This is a genomic window from Salinibacterium sp. NG253 (genome assembly GCF_015864945.1).
In the GTDB taxonomy this organism is placed as follows: Bacteria; Actinomycetota; Actinomycetes; order Actinomycetales; family Microbacteriaceae; genus Rhodoglobus.
In genome coordinates this window covers 1,704,424-1,727,599 of sequence record NZ_JADYWF010000001.1, presented here as the reverse complement: position 1 = coordinate 1,727,599, position 23,176 = coordinate 1,704,424, and the positions used below count along the sequence as shown (strand labels likewise).

General features: G+C 62.8%; 16 protein-coding genes. 11 read left to right on the top strand and 5 right to left on the bottom strand.

Annotated features, from left to right (window positions below):
* Positions 1–25 precede the first annotated feature (25 nt).
* The 7 genes from I6E52_RS08230 to I6E52_RS08200 all read left to right on the top strand — a co-directional run bounded on the left by I6E52_RS08230 (position 26) and on the right by I6E52_RS08200 (position 8,124).
* Complete coding sequence (locus tag I6E52_RS08230; protein ID WP_197156242.1) at positions 26–892, top strand: amidohydrolase; 867 nt, start codon at positions 26–28, stop codon at positions 890–892.
* Between the two features lie 162 nt (positions 893–1,054).
* The gene (locus I6E52_RS08225) at positions 1,055–2,380 is read left to right on the top strand and encodes an ABC transporter substrate-binding protein (RefSeq protein ID WP_197156240.1); all 1,326 of its coding nucleotides are present in this window, start codon (positions 1,055–1,057) and stop codon (positions 2,378–2,380) included.
* A gap of 92 nt (positions 2,381–2,472) precedes the next feature.
* On the top strand, positions 2,473–3,453 hold the full coding sequence (locus I6E52_RS08220) for a carbohydrate ABC transporter permease (protein WP_197109213.1): 981 nt from the start codon (positions 2,473–2,475) through the stop codon (positions 3,451–3,453).
* Positions 3,450–4,379, top strand: coding sequence for a carbohydrate ABC transporter permease (locus I6E52_RS08215; protein WP_197109214.1), 930 nt, complete (start codon positions 3,450–3,452; stop codon positions 4,377–4,379). Before I6E52_RS08220 ends, I6E52_RS08215 begins: the two co-directional genes overlap by 4 nt.
* A 2-nt stretch (positions 4,380–4,381) precedes the next feature.
* Complete coding sequence (locus I6E52_RS08210; protein ID WP_197122571.1) at positions 4,382–4,705, top strand: L-rhamnose mutarotase; 324 nt, start codon at positions 4,382–4,384, stop codon at positions 4,703–4,705.
* Between the two features lie 102 nt (positions 4,706–4,807).
* Positions 4,808–6,124 carry an L-fuconate dehydratase gene (locus I6E52_RS08205; RefSeq protein WP_197156238.1) on the top strand — a complete coding sequence of 439 codons (1,317 nt, stop codon included), beginning with the start codon at positions 4,808–4,810 and terminating at the stop codon, positions 6,122–6,124.
* Between the two features lie 536 nt (positions 6,125–6,660).
* A complete protein-coding gene (locus tag I6E52_RS08200) occupies positions 6,661–8,124 on the top strand; it encodes a sugar transferase (protein ID WP_307842449.1) in 1,464 nt (487 codons plus the stop codon).
* Positions 8,125–8,549: 425 nt separating this feature from the next.
* Here I6E52_RS08200 and I6E52_RS08195 read toward each other — a convergent pair whose 3' ends face one another.
* Entirely contained in the window at positions 8,550–9,662 is a 1,113-nt protein-coding gene (locus tag I6E52_RS08195; protein ID WP_197156234.1) for a glycosyltransferase family 1 protein, read from the bottom strand.
* Between the two features lie 83 nt (positions 9,663–9,745).
* Between I6E52_RS08195 and I6E52_RS08190 the strand changes: the two genes are divergently transcribed.
* Positions 9,746–10,510, top strand: a complete 765-nt coding sequence (locus tag I6E52_RS08190; protein WP_197156232.1) for a CDP-alcohol phosphatidyltransferase family protein — start codon at positions 9,746–9,748, stop codon at positions 10,508–10,510.
* Here the strand turns inward: I6E52_RS08190 and I6E52_RS08185 are convergent.
* From I6E52_RS08185 to I6E52_RS08175, 3 genes are read right to left on the bottom strand one after another with little or no spacing between them, the layout of a single operon-like run.
* Positions 10,507–11,433, bottom strand: a complete 927-nt coding sequence (locus I6E52_RS08185; protein ID WP_231601798.1) for a hypothetical protein — start codon at positions 11,431–11,433, stop codon at positions 10,507–10,509. The two genes, I6E52_RS08190 and I6E52_RS08185, sit on opposite strands and share 4 nt — an antisense overlap.
* Complete coding sequence (locus I6E52_RS08180; RefSeq protein ID WP_197156230.1) at positions 11,430–12,533, bottom strand: Gfo/Idh/MocA family protein; 1,104 nt, start codon at positions 12,531–12,533, stop codon at positions 11,430–11,432. Before I6E52_RS08180 ends, I6E52_RS08185 begins: the two co-directional genes overlap by 4 nt.
* Entirely contained in the window at positions 12,530–13,720 is a 1,191-nt protein-coding gene (locus tag I6E52_RS08175; RefSeq protein ID WP_197156228.1) for a DUF1972 domain-containing protein, read from the bottom strand. Before I6E52_RS08175 ends, I6E52_RS08180 begins: the two co-directional genes overlap by 4 nt.
* Positions 13,721–13,896: 176 nt before the next feature.
* Between I6E52_RS08175 and I6E52_RS08170 the strand changes: the two genes are divergently transcribed.
* The 3 genes from I6E52_RS08170 to I6E52_RS08160 all read left to right on the top strand — a co-directional run bounded on the left by I6E52_RS08170 (position 13,897) and on the right by I6E52_RS08160 (position 21,259).
* Complete coding sequence (locus I6E52_RS08170; RefSeq protein ID WP_197156226.1) at positions 13,897–14,574, top strand: hypothetical protein; 678 nt, start codon at positions 13,897–13,899, stop codon at positions 14,572–14,574.
* A gap of 137 nt (positions 14,575–14,711) precedes the next feature.
* Complete coding sequence (locus I6E52_RS08165; RefSeq protein ID WP_197156223.1) at positions 14,712–20,042, top strand: PKD domain-containing protein; 5,331 nt, start codon at positions 14,712–14,714, stop codon at positions 20,040–20,042.
* 11 nt (positions 20,043–20,053) lie between these two features.
* Positions 20,054–21,259 (top strand): hypothetical protein, encoded by a 1,206-nt coding sequence (locus I6E52_RS08160; protein WP_197156221.1) that lies wholly within the window; start codon positions 20,054–20,056, stop codon positions 21,257–21,259.
* Positions 21,260–21,330: 71 nt separating this feature from the next.
* Here I6E52_RS08160 and I6E52_RS08155 read toward each other — a convergent pair whose 3' ends face one another.
* Positions 21,331–23,097: a right-handed parallel beta-helix repeat-containing protein gene (locus I6E52_RS08155; RefSeq protein WP_197156219.1), complete on the bottom strand. Its 1,767-nt coding sequence runs from the start codon at positions 23,095–23,097 to the stop codon at positions 21,331–21,333.
* Positions 23,098–23,176: the final 79 nt, after the last annotated feature.

The window sequence follows — 23,176 nt, the reverse complement described above, 5'->3', positions numbered from 1 at the left end:
TGGCCACAAGTGAGAGGTAGTTATCGTGACTTTTCCCATAATTGATGCCCATCAGCACATTTGGAACCCCAATCGGGCTCACTATGACTGGCTCGATGAATCCCTCGCCCCGATCAATCGGGTGATGACGCTTGACGACCTCCTGCCCGAGTTACGGGCTGCCGGTGTCGACTACACGGTTCAAGTGCAGTCGGCCGACAACTTCGATGACACTCGCTTGATGACCGAGTGCGCGGCCGCCAATCATGAAGTCGCGGCGATCGTGGGCTACGCGCCCATCGATCGCCCCGAGCAGGCGGCCCGCACGGTGGAGTCATGGGAAGGCGACACCCGCATGGTCGGGGTGCGCACTCTCATCCACAATCAGGACGATCCGGAGTGGCTGCTGCGCCCGAACGTTGACGAGGGGCTCACGGTGCTGGAACGCGCCGGGCTCACCTTCGACGTGGTCGCAGTGCTCCCGGAACACTTGGCGATCATTCCGGAGCTGTCGCGGCGGCATCCGGAACTTCGCATGGTTATCGATCATTTGGCTAAGCCGCCCATCGGGCTTGCCGACCATGAACCCTGGTGGTCCGCAATTGCTGAGGCCGCTGAGAACCCGAATGTGTACGCGAAAATCAGCGGGCTTTATTCGGCAGCGGGAGATCCGCAGCAGTGGACGACCGAATATGTGCGCCCGTTCTTCGATCGCGCCCTCGAGGTGTTTGGCCCATCGCGGCTGATGTATGGCGGCGACTGGCCTATTTCGGTGCTTGCCGGCGGCTACACGCGCGTGTGGCAGGGCCTCCAGCCCCTCTTCGACAGCGTGGATCCCGTGGACCGCGAGCGGCTGCTTGGCCGTACGGCTGCGGAGTTTTATGGCATCGATCCCGCACGTATTGGCCGATAGGGCAACGAACGCGCACGCTAAATAACAGTTGAAAAACCTTTGATCAAACGTTTGCACAACTTCCGCGCTTGGTATAACGTTTGAGCACCGGAGAATTCGAGCCGTTCCAGCGTCTTGTTTCTCTCCACTACGAAGCAGTAGTAACCCCACCAAGGAGTGTCAATGAAGACGAAGAGGTTCCTTTCCGCCAGTGCAGGAGTGGCCATTATTTCCGCCGCTGCACTCGTTCTATCCGGCTGTTCAGCTGACGGAGGCGCCACCGCCCCCGAGCAGACTGACTCGGGTGGAAAAATCACGGTGTGGGTTGACCCGCCCCGTGTTCCCGCCGCAGAAGCTTTCCAGGAAGCACACCCTGAGATCGAAATCGACGTCGTCCAGATCGATGGAACCGTTGGTGGCCAGACCGTGAAGCAGGCCTTCGCCAACTTCGACTCTGCCGGATCAGGATGGCCTGACGCCATCTTCTTCCCCTCCAACGACGACATCGCGTGGGCAACTGGTGCTGCCAGCAACTACGCTGCCGACCTCACCGATCTGCTTCCCGATGTCATCGATGGTTACGACCCCGCAGTGCTTTCGTTCTGCGACATCGATGGTCAGATTCGCTGCCTCCGCAACGACGCTGCGCCCGACGTGTTCTGGTACAACAAGGCCTTCTTCGACGAAAACGGCTACACGCTGCCCACCACGTGGGAAGGCTACGGCGACCTGGCTGTGGAGATTGCAGCAGACCACCCCGACAAGATCAGTGGATTCTTGGGCGACGCTTACGCCGTCAACCGTTACCTTCAGGCTGCGGACTGCCCCACGAACGACCGTCTCTCCGAGTCGGAAGTTCACATCAACCTTGATGACCCGAACTGTGTTCGCGCCAACGAACTGCTCACCCAGATGTATGACGGTGGAGCACTCACCACACAGGGCATCTTCGACGGTGACGCCGCAGCAGCTGGAGTCAACCTCGTCATGAGCCCCGGTGCTGTTTGGTGGGGCAACTACCTCTTCCGCGACACGTGGAAGATTCCTGCCGGCGAGATGAGTGCAAGCGCACCGTTGACCTGGGAAGGCGAATCAAGCCCGACCGCTGGTAACGAAGGTGGCGGCCTCTGGGGCGTCTCCTCGCACATCACCGGAACGCAGCTCGAAAACACGCTGACCTTCGCAACCTTCGTCGCGACCGACCCGGCATGGCAGGTTGAGCTCTCAACCGGTCTCCCCGGTTACGGCCCGATCCAGGATGCTTGGCTCGAGAAGCTCGCAGAAGACGGCTACTTCGCCGATGTTGACTCCGTGCAGCAGGCATTCAAGGATGCCGCCGGCGCAGTAGCTCCGTACTCGTACATGCTCTACGACACCGGTGCTGCCTGGACCGAAACGGTCAGCCCCACGCTGATCGCCGACGGATCCATCAGCGACGCACTCAGCACCTTCGGTACTGAACTCGTGAACCGCGCCAACTCGGTCGGCTACACGGTCACCGCCGAATAGAAGTAACCAGCTAGGCACAGCAGGTGTGGGGGTTTCAGATCCTTGAGGCCCCCACGCTCTGTTCCACTCCCGAACTCATAGGCGAGGACTACATGAGCAGCTCAACGCTAGCCACGAAAGGCACGGAGCCACCGGCCACCGGCCCCCGTGCATCCACCACACCCCGGCGTCACCGTACACGCCACGCGGAATCACGCGGCGCCTGGATTCTGCTTGCCCCCTACCTCGCGCTGCTTCTTGTTGCCGCAGCGATCCCCATTGGCTATGCCTTCTGGATCGCCCTGCAAAAAGCACCAACCCTCGTCGATCCCTCCAGCGGATTCGGCGGCTTTGACTCGTTCATCACGGTAATCACCGACTATCGGTTCTCCGGAACGTTCATCAATATCTTCTCCGTCATGATCGTGTGGTTGCCGCTCATGATGGTCGGCATCGTCGGCTTGGCCCTGCTAGTTCATGCCAGCCCCGGCCGCTTCGGCGACACAATGCGGTTCTTCTACTTCATCCCCGGAGCGTTGAGCGGAATCGCGAACTTCGTGCTCTGGGTTTACCTCCTTCACCCCACCCAGTCACCGCTCGCGCCACTCTGGCAAGAAGTCGGGTTCGGGTCGCTGAAAGAGATCGTGACCGACGGCAACATGCCGATGATCCTCACCGGAATGTTGTTCTTCCAAGGTGTCGGAACCTGGATCATCGTCGTCAACGGTGGTCTCAACGGCATCCCCGACGAAATCTTTGAAGCCGCCAAGATCGACGGCGCGAGCGCCTGGGATCTGGCCTGGCACATCAAGCTTCCGCTCATCCGCCCCTGGATTGGCTATGCCGCCCTCATGAACCTTGCCTATGGATTCCAGCTCTTCTTGGAGCCCTACCTGCTGCGACAGATTTCGTCTGGCGCGATCGCCGGCGAATGGGCACCAACCCAATTGGGTTACGCCTTCGCTTTCACTAACCGAAACTTCCCGGCCGCAGCAGCACTCTCCATCATTCTGCTCGTAATCACCCTCAGCATTGGAGTCGTCATCGTGATGAAGAGTGGACTCTTCGGCGACGAAAAGGAGAAGAAGCGATGAGTAACAGCGCTCCCGGCGTCGTCGGCGCCAAACACTGGACCGTCGGCCGAATTGCCCGCATCACCGTCATGGTGATCGTTGCTGCCGCCTTCATCCTTCCCATCATTGGCTTCATTGCGATGGCCTTCCGCAGCCAAGAGGGTGTCCTTGCCGGCACCGACGGATTCCTTGGTCTCGGCGGTGTCTCATGGGACAACGTTGTGTTCAGTTGGAGCCAGATCAACGGCTTCGGCCCCGGTGACGGTGGCCTCTTCACCCGCTGGGTAGGAAACTCCCTCGTGATTGCCATCGTTGGTGGGGTGCTCGCCCTTATCGCGGCGCTTCCGGCGGGGTATGCGCTAGCGCGACTGCGATTCCGTGGCCGCAAGGTGCTGCTCTTCGCCACCCTGCTCGCCATGGTGATGCCGAACACTGTTCTCGTCATCCCGCTGTTCCTCGAAGTGAACGCGATCGGAGCTGTCGGCCAGCTCTGGCCGGTCGCTGTCATCATGGGCTTCTTCCCCTTCGGCACCTACCTCGTCTATATCCACTTCATGACGACGATGCCGCAAGAGCTAGTAGAAGCAGCCCGCATCGATGGCCTCAGCGAGATCTCCACCTTCTTCTACGTGGCACTGCCCATCTCGAAGCAAGTCGTCGCGCTCGTCGCGTTCTTCTCCTTCGTGGCCAACTGGACGAACTTCTTCCTGCCGCTGGCTCTACTAACCTCGAACCAGGAAAACAAGACGATTTCAATCGGCATCCAAGAGCTCATCGGCGCCAGCCCACTGTTCAACGCAACAGTGGCGGCCGGCCTCGACGTGAAGCTCTATATGCCCCAGCTCGCGCTCGCCACGTTCATCTCCATGATCCCGCTGCTGATCGTGTTCCTCACGGCCCAGCGTTTCCTGATGCGTGGACAAACCGTTGGTGCGGTGAAGGGATAACAATGAAACGAGTAGCCCAGGTCATCGGCCTCCCACCCGAGAACCGAGACGAGTACGAGCGATACCACGCCGCCGTGTGGCCAACGATTCTCGAACGACTCGCGGCCAGCAACATCCACAACTATTCGATCTATCGTCACGGCGACCTGCTGTTCTCGTACTTCGAATACACGGGGGACGACTACGAAGCCGATCAGGCAGCGATTGCCGCGGACCCCGAGACGAAGCGGTGGTGGGCTCTTCAAGAACCGCTGCAGCAGCCTCTGGATGATCGTGCCGAAGGCGAGTGGTGGAAAGAGCTGCCCGAGGTCTTCCACGTTGACTAGCTGACCAGCCACCTAGCTATACCGCGCACTGCAGCGCACCAGACGCGCCTCACCCGCGCAGACATACCTCTTATTGGTTCTGAGCAAGGAGAACTCTTCAGCATGACTACTATCACCAGCGTTGACGTCTACGACGTGCGTTTTCCGACGTCGCTCACCGCCGACGGCTCAGACGCCATGAACAAAGATGGCGACTACTCGGCCGCCTACGTTGTACTCCGCACCGACGAAGAGGGCGTCGCGGGCTACGGCTTCACCTTCACTATTGGTCGAGGCAATGACATCTGTGCGCTCACTGCTGAACAGCGGGCCGCACCTCTCGTGGGCCGGGATGTCGACGAGATCGTGGGCGACCTCGGTGGCATTTACCGCGAGCTGAAGTCTGACTCGCAACTGCGCTGGCTTGGGCCAGAAAAGGGTGTCGAGCACTTGGCGATGGCCGCCGTGATGAATGCCGTGTGGGACCTCGCTGCGCGTCGCGCCAACAAACCACTCTGGCGTTTGCTCGCCGACATGACTCCCGAGCAACTCGTCGACACGGCTGACTTTCAGTACCTCACCGACGCCCTCACTAAAGAGGAAGCGATCGCGATGCTGCACGAACTCGCTCCCACCAAGGAGCAGCGCATTGCCGAGCTCACCGAGTCGGGCTACCCCTGCTACACGACGAGTGCCGGCTGGTTGGGTTACTCCGACGAGAAGCTTCGCCGTCTCTGCCAGGAGGCCGTGGATGCCGGCTACCGCCACATCAAACTGAAGGTTGGAGCGAATTTAGAGGAGGACATCCGTCGCTGCGGTATCGCTCGCGACGTGATCGGTGCCGACGCGAAGCTCATGATCGACGCCAACCAGGTGTGGGATGTCAATGAGGCGATTGTCTGGGTGAAGGCGCTCGCCGAGTTCAACCCGCTCTGGATCGAAGAGCCGACGAGCCCGGATGACGTGCTCGGTCACGCCACGATTCGTAAGGCTGTTGCCCCGATCGGTGTCGCCACGGGAGAGCACGGCATGAACCGTGTGCTCTTCAAGCAGATGTTCCAAGCCGAAGCGATCGACTTCTGCCAGCTCGACTCGGCCCGCCTCGCCGGCCCGAACGAGATCATTGCCGTGTACTTGATGGCCAAGAAGTTTGGCGTTCCGGTGTGCCCGCACGCTGGTGGCGTTGGCCTCTGCGAGCTCGTGCAGCACCTCTCGATTTTCGACTACGTCGCCGTATCGGGCACGCTCGAGAACCGGGTAACCGAGTTCGTCGACCACCTGCACGAACACTTCGTTGACCCCTGCATCGTCGAGAACGGCGCCTACCGGGTTCCGATGGCTCCGGGCTACTCGGCGCAGATGCACGAGTCGTCGGTCGCCGAGTTCTCGTTCCCCGCAGGAAGCTACTGGGCGGGTGTCGCTGCGTCTGTCGCGTCGTAGCGTTCTCGAAGCCTTTGGGGCGCTTCGCGGTAGACCAGTTGTGTAAGTTGCACGCGCTCCCTCATGGCGATTAATGCTCGCTTATTGAGCCCCGCACCCCAGTAGTTGCGCGGGACTTAGGTGTAATCAACCTCGGGTTTCGTCAAACCGACACGCCGAGTGACCCCCAAAATGGGGGTACGAGTCGCGGTGTGAGGGGAGTATGTTCTCCACTACCCCCTTTGGGGGGTCAGCAGTACCAGAGCAGTTTAACCAACCCGCCCCGCAGTGCGTGCCGATCAGCGCGCCACCTCCGAGCGCGCCCCCGCAGCGCTCCTATTAGCGTCCCCAATGTCGACACCCGAAATGTCGTGATCCCGATGCAGGCTATAACCGAATCTCCCCTGTCCTCCGCTCAGCAGCTGCACCACACGCCTGTGCAACGCCCGCATGTTCAGGCGTGCCAGTGCGGAAGTTGACCGATGAGTCAGCTCCGAAAACTTCCTGGATCAGAGCCCAACGATAGAGAACGAGCACACCTTCGATTAGTTGATGGTGTGGAATTTGAGCCCCACGCTCCGAGCACTCCGCACCCCGACTCCGGGGTGGCTTGGGCCCGTGCCTACCAAACACGACTGCTCATTTCGGATGCCGCCATTATCGTCGTCACGATGATTGCCGCGGTCTTCATGCGGGCGGCCGTCGATAGCACCCCCGGCGTCATGTCAGAGTTGCCGCCAATTGTGTGGCTGGGTTTGGGCGCTATCGCGCTCGTGTGGATTCTGGTGCTCGAGGCCTTCCATACCCGCGACTGGCGCATCATTGGTTCCGGGCCCAACGAATACAAGCGTGTCATCACCGCGTGCATGACTGCCTTTGGGCTGCTGTCTGTCACAGTGCTCATCGTCGAGGTTGGCTTTCCCGGAAAAGCAACTGTGGTCACGATGGCGTTGGGCGTCGTTGGCCTTCTCGTCAGTAGGTGGTCGTGGCGTCGGTGGCTTACGACGCAACGTCGTTACGGGCATGCGCTCTCCCGCGTTGTCGTTGTCGGCACTCGTTCGGAGATCGACTACGTGGTGTCCCGCATCAAGGGAAACCTGAGCACGGCCTTCAAGCTCGTCGGCGTGCTCACCGACCCCGAAGTCAACGCCCCCAAAACCGCAGGCACTCCGCACCCCTATAGCTTTACTCCCGAAGAGGTGGTGGAGGCCGCAGCGGATCTCGGGGCTGATGCGGTCATCGTCGCCGGCGATCACGGCTTTGGCAACGACTTCATCCGCAACCTCGCCTGGAGGCTAGAGGGCACCGCTGCTGAGCTGATTTTGGCGTCATGCCTTGCCAATGTGGCTGGACCCCGCATCCACTTTCGACCAGTGGAGGGCCTGCCGCTCATTCACGTTGAGATTCCGCAGTTCGAGGGCGGCAAGCATGTCGTGAAGCGGGGGCTCGACATCGTGGTCTCCAGCATTGCCCTTCTGGTGCTGGCGCCGCTGTTTCTACTCTTGGCGCTCGTCATCCGTGCCGAAAGCCCCGGTGGTGCGTTTTACAGCCAAGTGCGGGTGGGTCGAGATCTCGAAACGTTCCGCATGTTCAAGTTCCGTTCTATGGTCTCGGATGCCGACGCCAAGTTGGCTGAACTGCAAACGGAAAACGAAGGCTCCGGTGTGCTCTTCAAGCTGAAGAACGACCCCCGAGTAACCAGAGTCGGACGCTTCATCCGCAAATATTCTCTCGACGAACTGCCGCAGATCTGGAACGTACTCAAGGGCGACATGAGCCTCGTAGGTCCCCGACCGCCCCTGCCTAGCGAAGTGCGCGCCTACAAAGGGAAGGTCAATCGTCGCCTCTACATCAAGCCAGGGCTGACCGGCATGTGGCAGATCAACGGCCGCTCCGACCTGAACTGGGAAGACAGCATGCGCCTCGACCTCTACTACGTCGAAAACTGGTCGGTCGTCGGTGACCTTGTCATCATGTGGCGAACCTTCAAAGTGCTCGTCAACCCGGTCGGAGCCTACTAATCGTGTGCGCGCTCACTGAAGTCAGAGCCGCTGAACGCTGTGGCGCGCACCACCATTCACCCCAACCAGCATGTCTCTCCCCAGACGCCCTCACTGTTGTCATCGGGAGATCGGTGAGGGCAAAACCCGTCGCTGATATGCGCCACGAGAAGTGGGATTTTCGTGTACCCGTGCAGGCCGACATGAGAGGAGCTGTCGTGAACGGAACCGATGGCACGCTCGGGAGGCCTCGGCGCCCTCCGACACTCACTCATTACCGCCACACGGCAAGTCCACCAGCTCACGCGAAGCGGACTGCGCAGTCAGCGGCGGGCGCCCGATCATGACTCAGAAATGCTGCTCTATTAAGAGGAATGAAACCTCGTCGGGACGGCCGTGCGCGCGTGCCCCTATTAAGAGGATTAGCTCGGTTCGAAATGGAGCGGTTAGCGTGAGGCCCGGTGTGGGTCGTCGACGATGCGCGCGCGGAGGGCGCGAACGCTGGCCGCCCAGGAATAGCGGGTGCTTTCTGCTGGCTGTAGAGGGGCATCCGAGGCTAGCGTCACGCCGTCCATGGACGGATGCTCGCGCGCGGGCGCCGAACGGATTGCCGCAGCGATAGCCGCCACATCATCAGGGTCGGCGAATGTCGCCTGCGCTCCGGCTAGTTCGTGAAAGACAACGATGTCGCTCACGACAACCGGTGCGCCGAACGAGAGCGCCTCGATGACGGGAAGCCCGAAGCCTTCGTCACGAGTGAGAAAGAGCAGCAGCGCCGTGTGGGCGTAGAGCCATGCCAATTCGTCGTCGTCGATGAAGCCGAGAAATCGGATGGCGCCGCTCTCCGCGGCAGCGTTTACCGCAGCCGGCAGCTCAGCGCTGCGCCCTTGCGGTTCGCCAACGATCACGAGCGGAGTGCGCTCGGTGGCCCGACCCGAGGCGAGGGCTGCCTCGATGGTGTTCGCCAGATTCTTGCGGGCATTGAGTCGGCCAACACAGAGCAGAAAATCGCCCGCTAAGTCGTCGAGCCCCGGCGGCTTTCGTGGAGCGGACTCCGTGAGCCCGCGCCCCACGGCCAGCCCAATGGGCGTGACGGGGCGACCCTGGCTCAGGCGACTGATTCGCGCAGCCTCCGTTGCCGACGACGCGAAGAGCCACGTCGCCCGCCGAGAACTCAAGGGCATTAGCGCAAAGTACGCACGTTCCTTGAGCGTGAACCACTCGGGCGACGTGAGAAACATGTAGTCGTGGATGAAGACCGCCGACCGCCCGAATGCTGGCGTGAAATTGTGGGTGATGGTGACATCCGCGTTCAGCCGTTTCGTGATGAAGGGCAGCTCGGCGATCGCACTGACACCCTGAGGTCGGAGGCGGGTGCCGACAACGTCCGCGCTCGCGGGCAGTTCTGAGCGCGCAATATCGATGGATGCTCGGGGCACCGCCACCGTGACTTCGTCTTCGGGGAACTCGCGCAGCCAGGCCCACACGAACTCGCGCAGCACTTGACGATTCGAGGCCGGACCTCGAACCCACCAGAACCCGTCGAAGAGAACGCGCATGACCCCCATGCTAGACCCGACGCTTTCGCTGCCCACCGGGGAGAACTCTCGACCCAGCCCGGAGCCTAGGGCTATGGTGAAACATGACCGCCACAGGGGAACGCCCAGAAGTGCCGGAAACATTCGGTGCGATTGTCCGCTCGCTCGCGTCTGCTCAGAAGCCTGGCCGGGGCGCTCCGCCGTATTCGCGGTGGATCAACCGCCGCCTGGGGCGCCTGCTCGCAGCAGCCGCCTACCTCGCCGGGCGCACGCCCAACCAAGTCACCGGCCTCAGCGCCCTCATGACGGCGATCGCGCTTGTGCTCGTGGCCACCGTGCAGCCGAGCTGGTGGCTTGGCATCCTCGTGGCCTTCCTGCTGCTGCTCGGGTACGCCCTCGACTCTGCTGACGGCCAACTGGCGCGGTTGCGTGGCGGCGGTACGAAAGCGGGAGAGTGGCTCGACCACGTGGTCGACGCGTTCAAGATCGTGATCTTTCACGGCGTCATCCTGATCTCGCTGTACCGTTTCGACACTGGATGGCCCGACAGCATCTTGCTGATTCCGCTCGGCTTCATCGTGGTGTCGTCGGTGTTCTTCTTCGCGATGATTCTCACCGATCAGTTGCGCCGCATTGCCTCCGCCGAGCGCGGGCGCGCCTACGCCAAGCCCAGTGGTGGTGGCGGCTGGCTGCAGACGATTGTCGCGATTCCCACCGACTACGCCGTGTTGTGCCTCAGCTTTGTTCTCTTTGGCTGGATGGACGGCTTCGTGGTGTTTTATGGCCTGCTGTTTCTCGCCAACGCGCTCATTCTGCTCGCTGTGCTTGGGCGCTGGTTTCGGCAGCTGCGCGCTATCGACGCGAGTTAGTTCTCGAACTCGCGCACGAGCGCAACGGTGCTTTCGATGTGAGAGCGACTGGATGCTCCGAACACGATTGATTCAATTCCGGGCTGCGCATAGATCCACTCCAGTGCCTCTCGCGGGGGGATCGCTCCCGACGCAAACACCGACATCGCGACAGCACGGAACGGCCGCTTGGCCAACGCATCCTGATAGGCCTCAACGCCGCCCGACATCCGGAACCCGATCTTGTTGATGTTGGAACACACGAGCGGATTCTCGATGCCGGCCTGATCGAGGTGATCGAGCAGCATCGGCAGGTTCATCGTGATGAAGCCGGGCTCGGCGCCGTAGCGGGTGCGCACGTGGGCCGCGAAGATCGCAAAGGCATCGGTAAAGCCGAGCCCCAGCAGCAGATCCACGACGACGTTCTGCAGCCAGACCACCGGGGTGCGCACGCCAGCGAAGCCGGCCATCTCGGCATCCACCAGCAGGGTGATGATGCCCTCGATGTCTTTCTTGGCCAGCGAACGGCCGCCGCGCATCATTGCGTTGAGCATGCCTTCGTCGGGCATGAAGCGATTGAGGGCCCCCAGGATTCCGTTCTCGGTGACCGCGTCGGCGTACTTGTGCGCGTACGGCATGCAGGGGAAAAACGAGAACCCGTCGTAGCGCTCAGGGTCAGCGCGCACTCGCTCCACCACATCGGCAATGCGGTCGTGCGTTGTGCACATGAGAGTGCGGATGCCGCTGGCGTAGGCATCGTCGATGACCGCCATGATCGCGTCGAGATCTTGAAAGCGCATCGCCTGCTCGCGAGCCTTTTCCTCCGAGCGATGGTTGATGCCAAAGAACTGGTTATCGCCAAACAGCACCGGGTCGAGTTTCGACGAACCGGGAGTGGTGAGCGGGCCGCCCGAGTCGGTGGTGCGCGGTGCGGTGGTGCTCATGAGCGTCTCCCTAGAAGGCTTCCGCGGCGGGCTTTGGGTGCGGTCGAAGCCGTGGTCTCGCCGACGAGGGTGGTTGTGGCGGGCCCGGCGGCGGCATCCGCTGTCAGCAGTTCGATGATGCGGTCAGTGATGGCAGCACTCGCGAAGTCGTTGGTGGCGGGCAGCGAGGGGTCACCGATGCGCTGCACGAAGTGATCGAGTTGGGCGCTGTATTCCTCGCCGCGGAGGTAGAACCACACCTCATCGGTGAGCTCGGTGGTCGACTTGATCGTCCAGCCGGGTTCGTAGCCCTCGAGCTCGGGGGCGGTGCTGCGCAGGTAGACCTGAATCTCTTGGCGGTCGGCAATGATCTTGCCCTGCGTGCCGAAGATGCTCACCCGAGTGGTCATCTTGCGGTACGACTCATCCGACCAGTTCACCGAGAGCTGCCCGCTGACTCCGTCGGCGAAGTAGATCGTGCTGTAGACCTCGTCTTCGGTATTCTCCGAAAAGACGCTGCCCAGAATGGTGCCGCCGACGCCGGTGGCGTTGCCGACAAACCACGTCGCGAGGTCGAGCGGATGCGCGGCATAGTCATAGAGACAGCCGCCGCCCTCGGTGCGCTTGCTGCGCCACGTCGTGCCCTTCGCCTTGAGCACGACCGGGCCATACGACTCGGCCTGCAAGTGGGTGACCCGGCCGATCGCGCCTGCCTCCAACAGTCGCTTAGCCTCGCGGAAGGTGCCGACGAAACGGTTGTGATATCCGACTTGCGTGACAAGGCCACGGACAGCTGCGACTCCCGCAAGCTCGGCGGATTCCGCTGCGGTGAGCGTGAGGGGCTTCTCGCAAAACACGTGAAGCCCGCGGTCGAGAGCCGTGCGCACCATCGCCGCATGAAAGCGGGTCGGGGTCGCGATGAGCACCGCATCGAGTTCAACGCTGTCGAGCATCTTCTCGAAATCAGTAAAAGTCTTCAGGCCCGTGTACTTCGACAGCACCCCCAAGATGTAGCCAGCCGAATCGACAACCGCGTCCACCGAGACGTGAGGATGCGCCCGAATCATCGACAAGTGCGAGAGCCCCATTTTGCCGAGCCCGACCACGCCCACGCGGATCATGCGTTCGCTCCGGGTCGCGGCGACGGGGTCGAGCGCGGAGCGGCGACGGGAGCCGTGCCGGCGGGGAGCTGCTCGGCGAGGAGCTCCGCGTACTGCCCCGCGACGCGTTCCCACGTGAACTCGGCGGCATGCCTGGCGCGGCTGGCGGCCGCGAGCGAAGCCCGGCGATCGGGCGCCGCGAGCAGCGTCGTGATGTGGGCGGCTGCGTCATCCACGCCCGAAAAATAGAGTGCACCGTCACCGGCAACCCAACGGTTGTAGGGATTGTCGTGGGCGATCACCGCATTGCCGGCGGCCATCGCTTCGACGAGCGAGGGGTTCGTGCCGCCAACGGTATGACCGTGCAGGTAGCCAAGGGAATGGAATCTCAAAGAAGACACCTCATCGGGTTCGTAAATCGGGCCGACGAACAGCACCTCATCGCTGGCGGCTTCGCGCACCGCCCGCGCATAGGGATCGCTGTCGTCGTAGGTGCCGAAGATCGCCAACTGGTGATCGCGGCGTTCTCGGGAAAACGCGGTGACAAGTTCGAGAATCGTGTTCTCGGGGATGGGCCGACAGATGAGCGTCAGATAGCGCCCGGGCGTGAGGCCGCGACTGGTTACCGGCAGAGTGTCAGCGGCTTCGACAGCGTGGGCGCCGTACGTGATCGTGACGAGTTTCGAGCGCCGAGCGCGTGTGGCCAGATAAGTTTCGATGACCGGATGATCGGCAATGAGTCGATTGCCCACCCAACAGGCGATCCGTTCGTTTATCCACAGAATTGCCTGCCGCCCCTTGCCCCAGCGCGAACGAGACCACTCGATGCCATCCATGTTGATGACATTCGGGATGCGCTTGAGACGCTGCAGGATGTTGAACACGGCCGTGTTGTACCCAAACGTGAGGCAGATATCCCGGTGTCGAATCGCATGCCGGATCGAGGTGAGGTCGAAGCGTGCGGTGCCCAACCATCCTTCGCGTTGTTCCGGAATCAGCACCCGTTCGATGCCGTGCCACAGGTCTGTCGTGATGGCGCCGGTGCCCGGAACTTGGCAGTAAACAACAGGGCGCCAGCCGTGGTCACGCAGAAAAATGGCGACGTTCTCGGCGGCAGTTTCAAAGCCACCGTAGGCGGCAGGAATGCCGTGGGTTCCGAGGAGGCGAACGATCGGTTCGCGCTCGGCAGGGGGGCGTGGGCCGTTCAACTTTCCCTCCTCCGTTGACGGACTCAAGAACTTCGACCAGACTCCCCACAGTCTGGCTTGGAAGTGTACGCCGCTCACGTTTCTCGCCGTGGCCCCAGAACAGGGGGTACGGTGCTGAAGGGCGCGGGTGTACCGTCCAGTACCGACCACTCCCGAGGCACGGAGCTGCCATGACTATGTCGAAGCACCCAGGAACCGAGTTAGAGCCTGAAGCTGTGGCGGCCACGCCGTCGTGGCTAGGCACCCGCCCCCGTCGCATGATCGCGGGCGGCATCGTGATTGCGCTGCTCGTGGTGCTCGGGGTCGTGCTGTTTGGGCAGCTTGCACCGACCTCGACTCCCGGCGCTGCGCCCGCGGCGACGCCGAGTGCTGGGGCGTCAACCGAGTTGCCAGCAGCGACAGGGACAGCGACAGAGACAGCGGCACCGGTCGACGGGCCAGCCGTGCCCGATGTCACACCCGTTCCGCTCGAGGAGCCAGCGGATGTTACCCCCGGCCTCGTGGCAAAAGTCACCAAGGTTGAGGAGGTCGATGGCACCGCTCGCGGCCCCGGTGAAGTCGCTGGTCCGTCGTTGCGCGTGACGGTCACGATGACAAACTCGACCTCGTCAGTGGTCTCGTTGCGCACGACCGTGATCAGTTGTTACTTTGGCGCCGACCGCACGCCGGCGCCCGAACTTCGTGAGCCGGGCGGCTCGCCGCTGCCGGCATCCCTCGCGGCAAATTCGGTGATCGATGGCGTATACATTTTCACTGTTCCTGCTGATCAGCGTGGCAATGTCACCCTTCTCGTCGACTACTCCGTCGACGTGCAACCGGTTGTTTTCCAAGGGGATATTGCGGACCTGCTGTAACGATCGGTCTACCCACCTCGGCGGGCGACCCCCGAAACGTGACCCCCTTTTGGGGGGCACCCAAACGGGGCGGAGGGGGAGTATGGTGACCCACCAAGTGGAACCTGAATAGCCACAAACCCCCGAGAAGGCACATCATGCGCTTAACCCGCCAGATGCCACCGAACCCGCTGAGACTTGTTTCCGCCGCAGCGGCGATGACATTAATTGCGACTTTGCTCACCGTAACGCTGCCCACCGCAGCTGTTGCCGACACTGCGGCTGCCCCGCCTGTACCCACCACTGTGTCTACTGATCCCTTACCCACGCCCCAGATCAATGGTGTGGTCTGGGACCAGGTCATCGTGGGCAACACCGTCTACGCGTCTGGCGATTTCAGCTCAGCCCGACCGTATGGTTCGCCCGCGGGCACCAACGAGCAGAGTCGCTCGTACGTGCTCGCGTACAACCTCACGACTGGTGCCCTGCTGCCGTGGGCTCCGACGTTCAACGGGCAAGTTCGTGCTCTGGCCGCCTCTCCTGACGGAAGCCGGCTCTATGCGGTCGGCGACTTTACATCGGTGAACGGCGTCTCGAAAAGTCGCATCGTTGCGTTCAATACCGCCACGGGGGCAATCTACGGCGGCTTCGATGCTGGCGCGAACTATCGCGTTTATGCGGTCGTAGCTACGAACACTCAGGTCTTCTTCTCGGGACCATTCACCTCGGTCAGTGGCAACACTCGCCTCGGCGGCGCTGCAGCTCTCGCCACAAATGGCAGCGTGACCTCCTGGGCTCCCGAGCTCGCCGGCGGTCGTGCCTTCGGCATCGTTGTCTCCCCCGACGAATCCAAAGTTGTGATTGGCGGAGATTTCACGACCGTGAACGGATCGAGCGATCCCGGCTACGGCCTTGCCATGGTCGACTCCACGGTTGGAGAGCTCATCACGCCCTTCGCCACCAACAATCAGGTGCGTAACGCCGGCCTCAACGCCGCCATTTTCTCGCTCGCGTCTGACGGCGACAGCTTCTACGGTTCCGGCTATGTCTTCGGCTCCGGCGGCAACCTAGAGGGCGTCTTCCGATCGAACTGGTCGGATGGCGAACTTGTCTGGGTCAACGACTGCCACGGTGATACCTACTCGGTTTCTCCCTCGCCCAGCGGAGCCATCTATGCCGCTGGTCACTCGCACTACTGCGGCAATATCGATGCCTTCCCGCAGACGAACCCGTGGTCATTCAACCGCGGAATCGCGTTCTCGAAAGATGCAACCGGCAGCATCTCCCGCGATCCTTACGGCTACCACGACTGGTCGGGCAACTCGAGCCCGTCGTTGCTGAACTTCTTCCCCGAGATCAACCTCGGAACCTTCACCGGCCAATACCAAGGCCCGTGGGATGTCACGTCTAACGCTGAGTACGCCGTCTTCGGCGGCGAGTTCACGCGCGTCAACGGTCAAAACCAACAGGGGTTGCTGAGATTCGCGATTCCGGCGATCGCCCCCAATGCGGATGGCCCGCGCCTGACTGGTGCCAACTTGGCCCCGACGATGAGCTCTCCCGCGCCCGGAACGATCGCGCTGAGCTGGACCGCCGATTGGGATCGTGACAACGAAAACCTGACGTACCACCTCATCCGGGATGGCAAGAGTGGATCACCCATCTACGTCACCGAGCAAGCGTCGCGGTTCTATGACCGCCCGACCATGACCTACCTGGATACCGGCCTCACGCCGGGCCAGACCTACACGTATCGCCTGCGCGCGATCGACCCCTATGGCAACAATGGCTGGGGTTCGACCGTGTCGTTCACCGCGGGGGCCGCCGGTGAGTTGAGCGATTATGCGGCAGCCGTGATGGAGGATCAACCCTCCAACTACTGGCGCCTCGGCGAGAGCGGCAACACCGTGGTCGACAGCGTGGCTCGCGACAACGCGACCGCGACCAACAACGTGGGCTTCGGAACATCCGGAGCAATCATCGGCGACAGCAACACCGCCGCGACCTTCACGGGAAGCTCGAATAGCTACGCCGGATCGAACACCCAAATCTGGCGCGACAACACATTCTCGGTCGAAGCCTGGTTCAAGACCAGTACAACCTCGGGCGGCAAGATCGTCGGCTTCGGTAACCGTCAAACCGGTAACTCAAGCAACTACGACCGCCATGTGTACATGGACAGTTCGGGCCGCCTGAACTTCGGTGTGTACACCGGTAGCGCTCGCGTCGTGCAAAGTGCGAAGTCGTACAACGACAACGAGTGGCATCAGGTCGTCGCCAGCATGGGCGCCGATGGCATGGAAATGTTCGTCGACGGAGTGCGCGTTGGCGTAGATCCCGACGTGGTGTGGGGCCAGAACTACTGGGGCTACTGGCGCATCGGTGGAGACCGCAGTTGGAGTGGCTCTGACTACTTCAACGGTGCCATCGACGAAGTGGCCGTGTACCCGAACCCCCTCACCGCGGCCCAAATTCAGAACCACTTCGAGCTCTCGGGCCGGTCGCTTTCCGGACCGCCCGCACCCACTGACAGCTACGGTGCTGCGGTGTACAACGCGAGCCCGCAGCTGTATTGGCGACTCGGTGAAGCGTCCGGTGCCGTCGTGAATGACGCTGGACTGCAGGGGCTCGATGGAGCACTCAGCGGCACCTACACGCGCAACGTGCCCGGTGCGCTTGGCGGCACGAGCGACTCGGCAACCCAGTTCACGCAGGCGCTCGCGGCAACGACGACCTCGCTGCCGAACCCTTCGACGTATTCGAGCGAAGTATGGTTCAGAACCACGAGCGCCACGGGTGGCAAGCTCGTGGAGTTCGGATCCTCCGCCACCGGGACCGCCAGCAACTATGGCGACCACGTGATGATGCGCAACGACGGAACACTCGTGTTCGGCACGGGCAGCAACACCGTCTCGAGTACCGCCTCCTACAACGATGGCGAGTGGCATCAGGCGGTAGCGACCCAGGGATCAGCAGGGTTGCAACTGTTCGTCGATGGTGCAGTGGTGGCATCCAGTGCTGCAACCCCGACCCAGACGTTCTCGGGCTACTGGCGACTCGGCCGCGGCAACACGGTCGGAGTGGCATCGTCGAACTACTTCAACGGTGACCTCGATGAGTTCGCGGTGTACCAGACGGTGTTGACGCCGAGCGAAGTCAGCTCGCACTTCTTGATCGGGACCGCGAACGAAGCACCGCTTGCCGAGTTCACGCATGCGGAGAGCGACCTCGTTGCCAGTTTCGACGCGACCGGATCGAGCGACCCCGACGGCACTATCGACGCCTACGCGTGGGACTTCGGTGATGGTGCGTCGAGCACGGATGCCGTGGTCGATCACACGTATGCCGCCGCGGGAACCTACGACGTCACCCTCACGGTTACCGACAACAAGGGAGCCTCGGCAACCGCCTCCGCCGCAGTCACGGTGTTGGCTCCGAATGTGGCGCCGACCGCAGCCTTTACGAGCGAAACCACCGACAACGTGGTGAGCTTCGACGCGAGTGGCTCGGCCGACAGCGACGGCACGATCAGCTCGTACGCGTGGGACTTCGGCGACGGAGCATCCGGTAGTGGAGAAAGCACTTCGCACCTCTACGCTGCCGCCGGCGACTACACCGTGACCCTCACCGTGACCGATAACCAGGGGGCAACGGGAACGGTCAGTCATGACGTGATCGCTCTCGATCCGCCCGTCGTGACCGTGCTGGCTCGCGACGAATTCGCTCGCTCCGAAACCTCTGGCTGGGGCACAGCTCTCGTCGGTGGTGATTGGTCGACGAACAGCAACGGCAACTTCTCGGTCGAATCGGATGCCGGAGTCGTGAACCATAGTTCGTCGGGTACCACCCGGCACGCCTGGTTGCCGAGCGTCTCGACGGACGACGTGACGGTCAGCGCGAGCATCTCCGTCGACCAAGCGATCACGGGTGGTGGCGCCTACACGGGCATCACGATGCGCGAAGTCGGCAACGGCTTCTACCAAGCCCGTGTGCGCTACTTCTCCAACGGCACCCTCGCCTTCCAGCTGCTGAGTGGCAGCTCGACCAACATTGCTTACACGGATGTTGCGGGCCTCACTTTCAGTCCAGGCGACGTGCTGCTCGTGAAAGCGCAAACCTTCGGAACCTCGCCGACGACCATTCGCGGCAAGGTCTGGAAGCAGGGAACAAGTGAACCCAGCGACTGGACCCTCACCGCAACCTCATCGGTCGCCAACCTGCAAACCGCGGGAGCGGTCGGCCAGTACAGCTACCTGTCTGGCTCGGCCACGAATGCTCCCGTGCACGTGAGCTACGACTCGTTCGTGGCGACTGCAGGCCATGCCGACGAGCCCGTGACGCCGACGAATCTGCTGCCCACGGCATCCTTCACCAGTACGGCGAACCTTTTGACCGCGAGCTTCGATTCGAGCGCATCGAGCGATCCCGATGGCAGCATTGCTTCGCGATCGTGGGACTTCGGTGATGGTCAGTCAAGCACCGCAACGAGCCCCGATCACAGCTACGCGACCGCGGGTACCTATTCGGTAGCTCTGACGGTGACGGATGATCAGGGCGCCACGGCTACCGTGACGCACCCCGTCACCGTCAGCTCGACTCCGGCGAACCAGGCACCCACTGCCGCGTTCACGTCGTCCGCGACTGAACTCGCCGTGGCGTTCGACGCGACAGGATCGACGGACGCCGATGGCAGCGTCGCGAGCTACGCCTGGGACTTCGGAGATGGTGCGAGCGACACCGGCGCAACGCCGTCGCACAGCTACGCGAGTTCGGGCACCTACACCGTTGTGCTCACCGTGACGGATGACGACGGGGCGACGGGCACGGTCAGTCACGATGTCGTCGTGACCGCACCGCCCGGCGCAGCCTTTGCTGAAGACACCTTCGAGCGCACAGTTGCCGCCGGTTGGGGCTCCGCGAACACGGGTGGGGCGTGGTCGTCGAATACGAACTCGACCTACACCGTGGGTAACGGTGCTGGCGCCTTCGTGCATACGAGCACGGGAACCACTCGCCGGGCGTTGCTCGAGGGCGTGAGTGAAACCTCGGTGGAAGCTCAAGTGGAGATCACCGCTGACAAGGTTGCCGAATCCGGCCACATCGTCGTCGGCGTGATCGGTCGTCAAGTTGGCTCCGCGTTCTATCAAGCACGACTGCGCCTGCAAACCGGCGGAGTCGTCGGTCTGCAAATCATGTCGGGCTCCACGGTGGTGCTCGCCAACATGAACGTGCCGGGAATGACGTACGCGGCCGGGGACACCTTCATCCTGAAGACCACGGTGGAGGGCACGAGCCCCACTACGATTTCGGCCAAGTTGTGGAAGGAGGGAGACACCGAGCCGGCCGCCTGGCAGCTCGTGACTACCGATTCCACGGCAGCGCTGCAGGCGGCAGGTTCGGTCGGATTCGAGAGTTACCTCTCGGGTTCGGCACCCAACGCCCCCGTGACTGTGAGGTTCGATAACTTCAGCGCGCGGCCCGTGCAGTAGGCAGCCTGAGCGTGTCAGGCAGACGGTCGGCCCTGGGAGCAATCGGCTCTCAGGGAATGCAGGCTCTCTCGAGCTTCACGATTCAGGTCCTTGTCGCGCGCACTCTCGGCTTCGACGGGCTGGGCGCCTTCGCCATCGCGTATGGCGTGATGGTGCTCGTCGCCGGGCTTGCGAGTGGGATGGTCGGCGACTCGCTCGTCGTACTGGAACGGCGTGCTCCGGCCGTGCGCTCGGCGCTGCAGCAGTTCGCTCTCGGTATTGCAGCGGTGACCGCGGTTGTTTCCGCAGCGATCGCTGGAGCATCCGGACTTCTGGATGTCGCCACCGCCGTCATGTTCGGAGCAGGCGTCGCCCTCTTCGCGCTCGAAGAACTCATGCGTCGACTGCTCATGGCCGGCTTCGGGTTCTGGCGCGTCATGCTGATCGACTTCGCGTCGTTCGCGGTCGCGCTCGCCGTGATCGGGCTGAGTGCGCTCGCCGGAGCCCTCAGCCTCTTCGTCTTTCTCGGTGCGGTTGCTGCCGGCCAGCTCGCCGCTATCGGGCTCGGCGCAGTGCTGCTGCCGCGGGAGGAACGCTTCGTCGTGGGCTTCGTGCGCGGGGGTGTTGGCACCGTCTTTCGCTACGGCATCTGGCGGGCGGGCCAACAGTTCCTCCGCCCCGCCCTGCTCACCGTCGTGCGCACTCTCGTGACCGTGCTCGCGAGCCTCGCCGCGACCGGACTGCTCGAGGCGGGTCGCGTCTTCGTCGCCCCGGCCACCCTCGCGGTCAGCGGCCTTAGCTCGTATCTCTTCGTCTCCTTCGCCCGAGACAGCAGCAAGCCTCTGGCCGAGAAACTACGGCGAGCGGATCGTGCGGTAACCACCCTGGTGGGTCTCACCGTGGTCGTCGGCGCGCTACTCGTCGCGCTGCTGCCGTGGGCCGGGGCGCTACTTTTTGGCACCGCGCCCGATCTGCTCGCCGTCATCGGCTGGATCGCCTACACCGCGTCTATTGCCGCCGTGACACCGTATGGTGCGCTCGCGGCGGTCGGCGGAAAACAAGCGGTCGTGTTCGGGATCCGGGCGGCCGATACCGTTCTCGCTATCGGAATCGTGAGCGCGGTGTTGCTGGCCGGGGGAGACGTGCAATGGGTTCCGGCGGCGCTGGCCGCGGCATCCATTCTTGGCGGCTTGGCAATTCGGTGGCTGATTCTGGTGCCGCTCGTGCGGGCGGGCTGAACCCCGGAGGGCTGGCGCTCGGCGCTGAGTGCTGCGGTTCGGTCGGCGAAACGCTCGGCCCAGCGACCGACCTAGCGCTCGATCACCCTGCCGCCGAGGTGCTCGAGCCCGGTCTGCTCTTGCCCGGTGCAGCGCGCAAAGTCGGCGAGCGAGCTAAACGGGGTCACCCCGATCGCGTTGGTCGGCCAGGCAATGAGGATTCGCGGTTCGAGTTCAGTCGCGCGCACGTAGAGGTTGTTATCGACGGTGATGCCGAAGTCGCGGGCGCTGCGGGTGCGGGAGTAGTCCTCGATCCAGAGGAGAGCTTCACTGCTACCGACGAGAGTGTTGCCGATGATGCTCACGTCGGTGCCGACCCAGGTCATCTCGGCGTCATCCAGATACCGTTCGTCGTGACCGGCTTCGTTCTCGTCGCTCTTGAGGCGGTTGTCTTGAAGCACCGCGATGGCGTTGCGGCTGCCCACGACGACGTTGTCGCGAATCTCGACGCTGCTCGTGTCATTGATCTTCATGCCGAAGATGCCGTTGTCGGCGAGGTAGTTGTCGGCCACGAGCGCGCGAGCGGAGATTTCGAGAAAGAGCCCGTGCCCAGCATTGCCCACGAAGGTGTTGCCGGTGATGGTCAGGTCGCGACAGGACTGATCGAACCAGAGGGCGGTCGCGTTGTTGTCGGAGAAGTCAGAGTTGCGAATCTCGACGGTGCGCGAGCGGGTGAGTTTGAGTCCGCCCGCGACGGGTGCGCGGTTGAACCACTCCGTGTTATTGCCGGATGCTTTCAGCCCGTCGATCAGGAGGTTATCGGCGTAGTTCGCGGCCACTCCGATCATCCCGCTTTCGGTAACCGTGACTTGGCGGATCGTCGTGTTGGCCGCCGTGATGAACAGGCCCGTTGTAGCCGACTCGGTGATCACCACGTTCTCGATCGTCACGCCCGGTCGCTCCACCGTGACGGCGCCAAAGTCGGGCACCGAGGGCGCAAAGCGACGAATGCCGATGCCGCGAATCGTCGATCCTTCTGCCCGGATGCTCAGGGCACGCTGCAGCGTGCTTGCCCGCACGGTGTGGCCGCTGGGGTTCTCGCCGAGGTACAGCACGCCCGCGCTCTCGTCGTGGAAGAAGCTCGACGCCGTCACCTCGTCGCGCGAGCCGACCTGCGTGAGTGGGGCGTCATCCAGCCACAGTTGGTCCGGATGGGCGGCGAGCGGATGCCCGGCGGTCACAAAGTTCCAGTACTGCTCGGTGTTATCGGGAGCGCCCCGTTCGTAGGTGGGGCTCGAGTCGAAGACGGTGCCCCACGGCACCGACCAGAGCTCGCCGTCGTACTCGGCGTCGCCGGGCTGCTCGCCGTCGGCTTGCCAGCCCTCCACAACCTCGCTGCCGTCGAGCCAAACAACCTCACCCGGGTACGACTGCACCGTCACGGGGGTGCCCTCGGCAATCGTGAACGCCTCGTGATACTCGCCCGCCCGCAGCACGATCATGCCGCCCGCGGAGACCCGCGCCAGTGCTGCCTTGATCGTGCGGAGCGGTGACTCGAGGCTGCCGTCCGCGTCGTTGTCGCCGGTGGGCGAGACGAAGAGAGCGCCGGCCTGGATCTCATAATCGGTGGTTCCGAGCTCGGCCGCACCGGCATCCGCAGCCTCTGTCGCAACGTTCTCGGGGGCGCCAACACCAGAAACGAACGGCACAGCGGGGCGCACCGTTGTGCTGGCGCTCCCGCCGAGCGAGGAGACCACGAGGGCGCTGGCGGCGAGGGCGAGAGCAAGCACGATTGCGACCGCACCGAAGACCTGTCGACGTCGAAAACGCCGACTTGTCGTGCCCGTCGCAACGCTCATCAGCGCTCCTCACGGTTCGAAACTCCGCGGTATCGGGTGTGCTCCGTGGAATCGATCCGGTATCTATTCTCCCAGAATC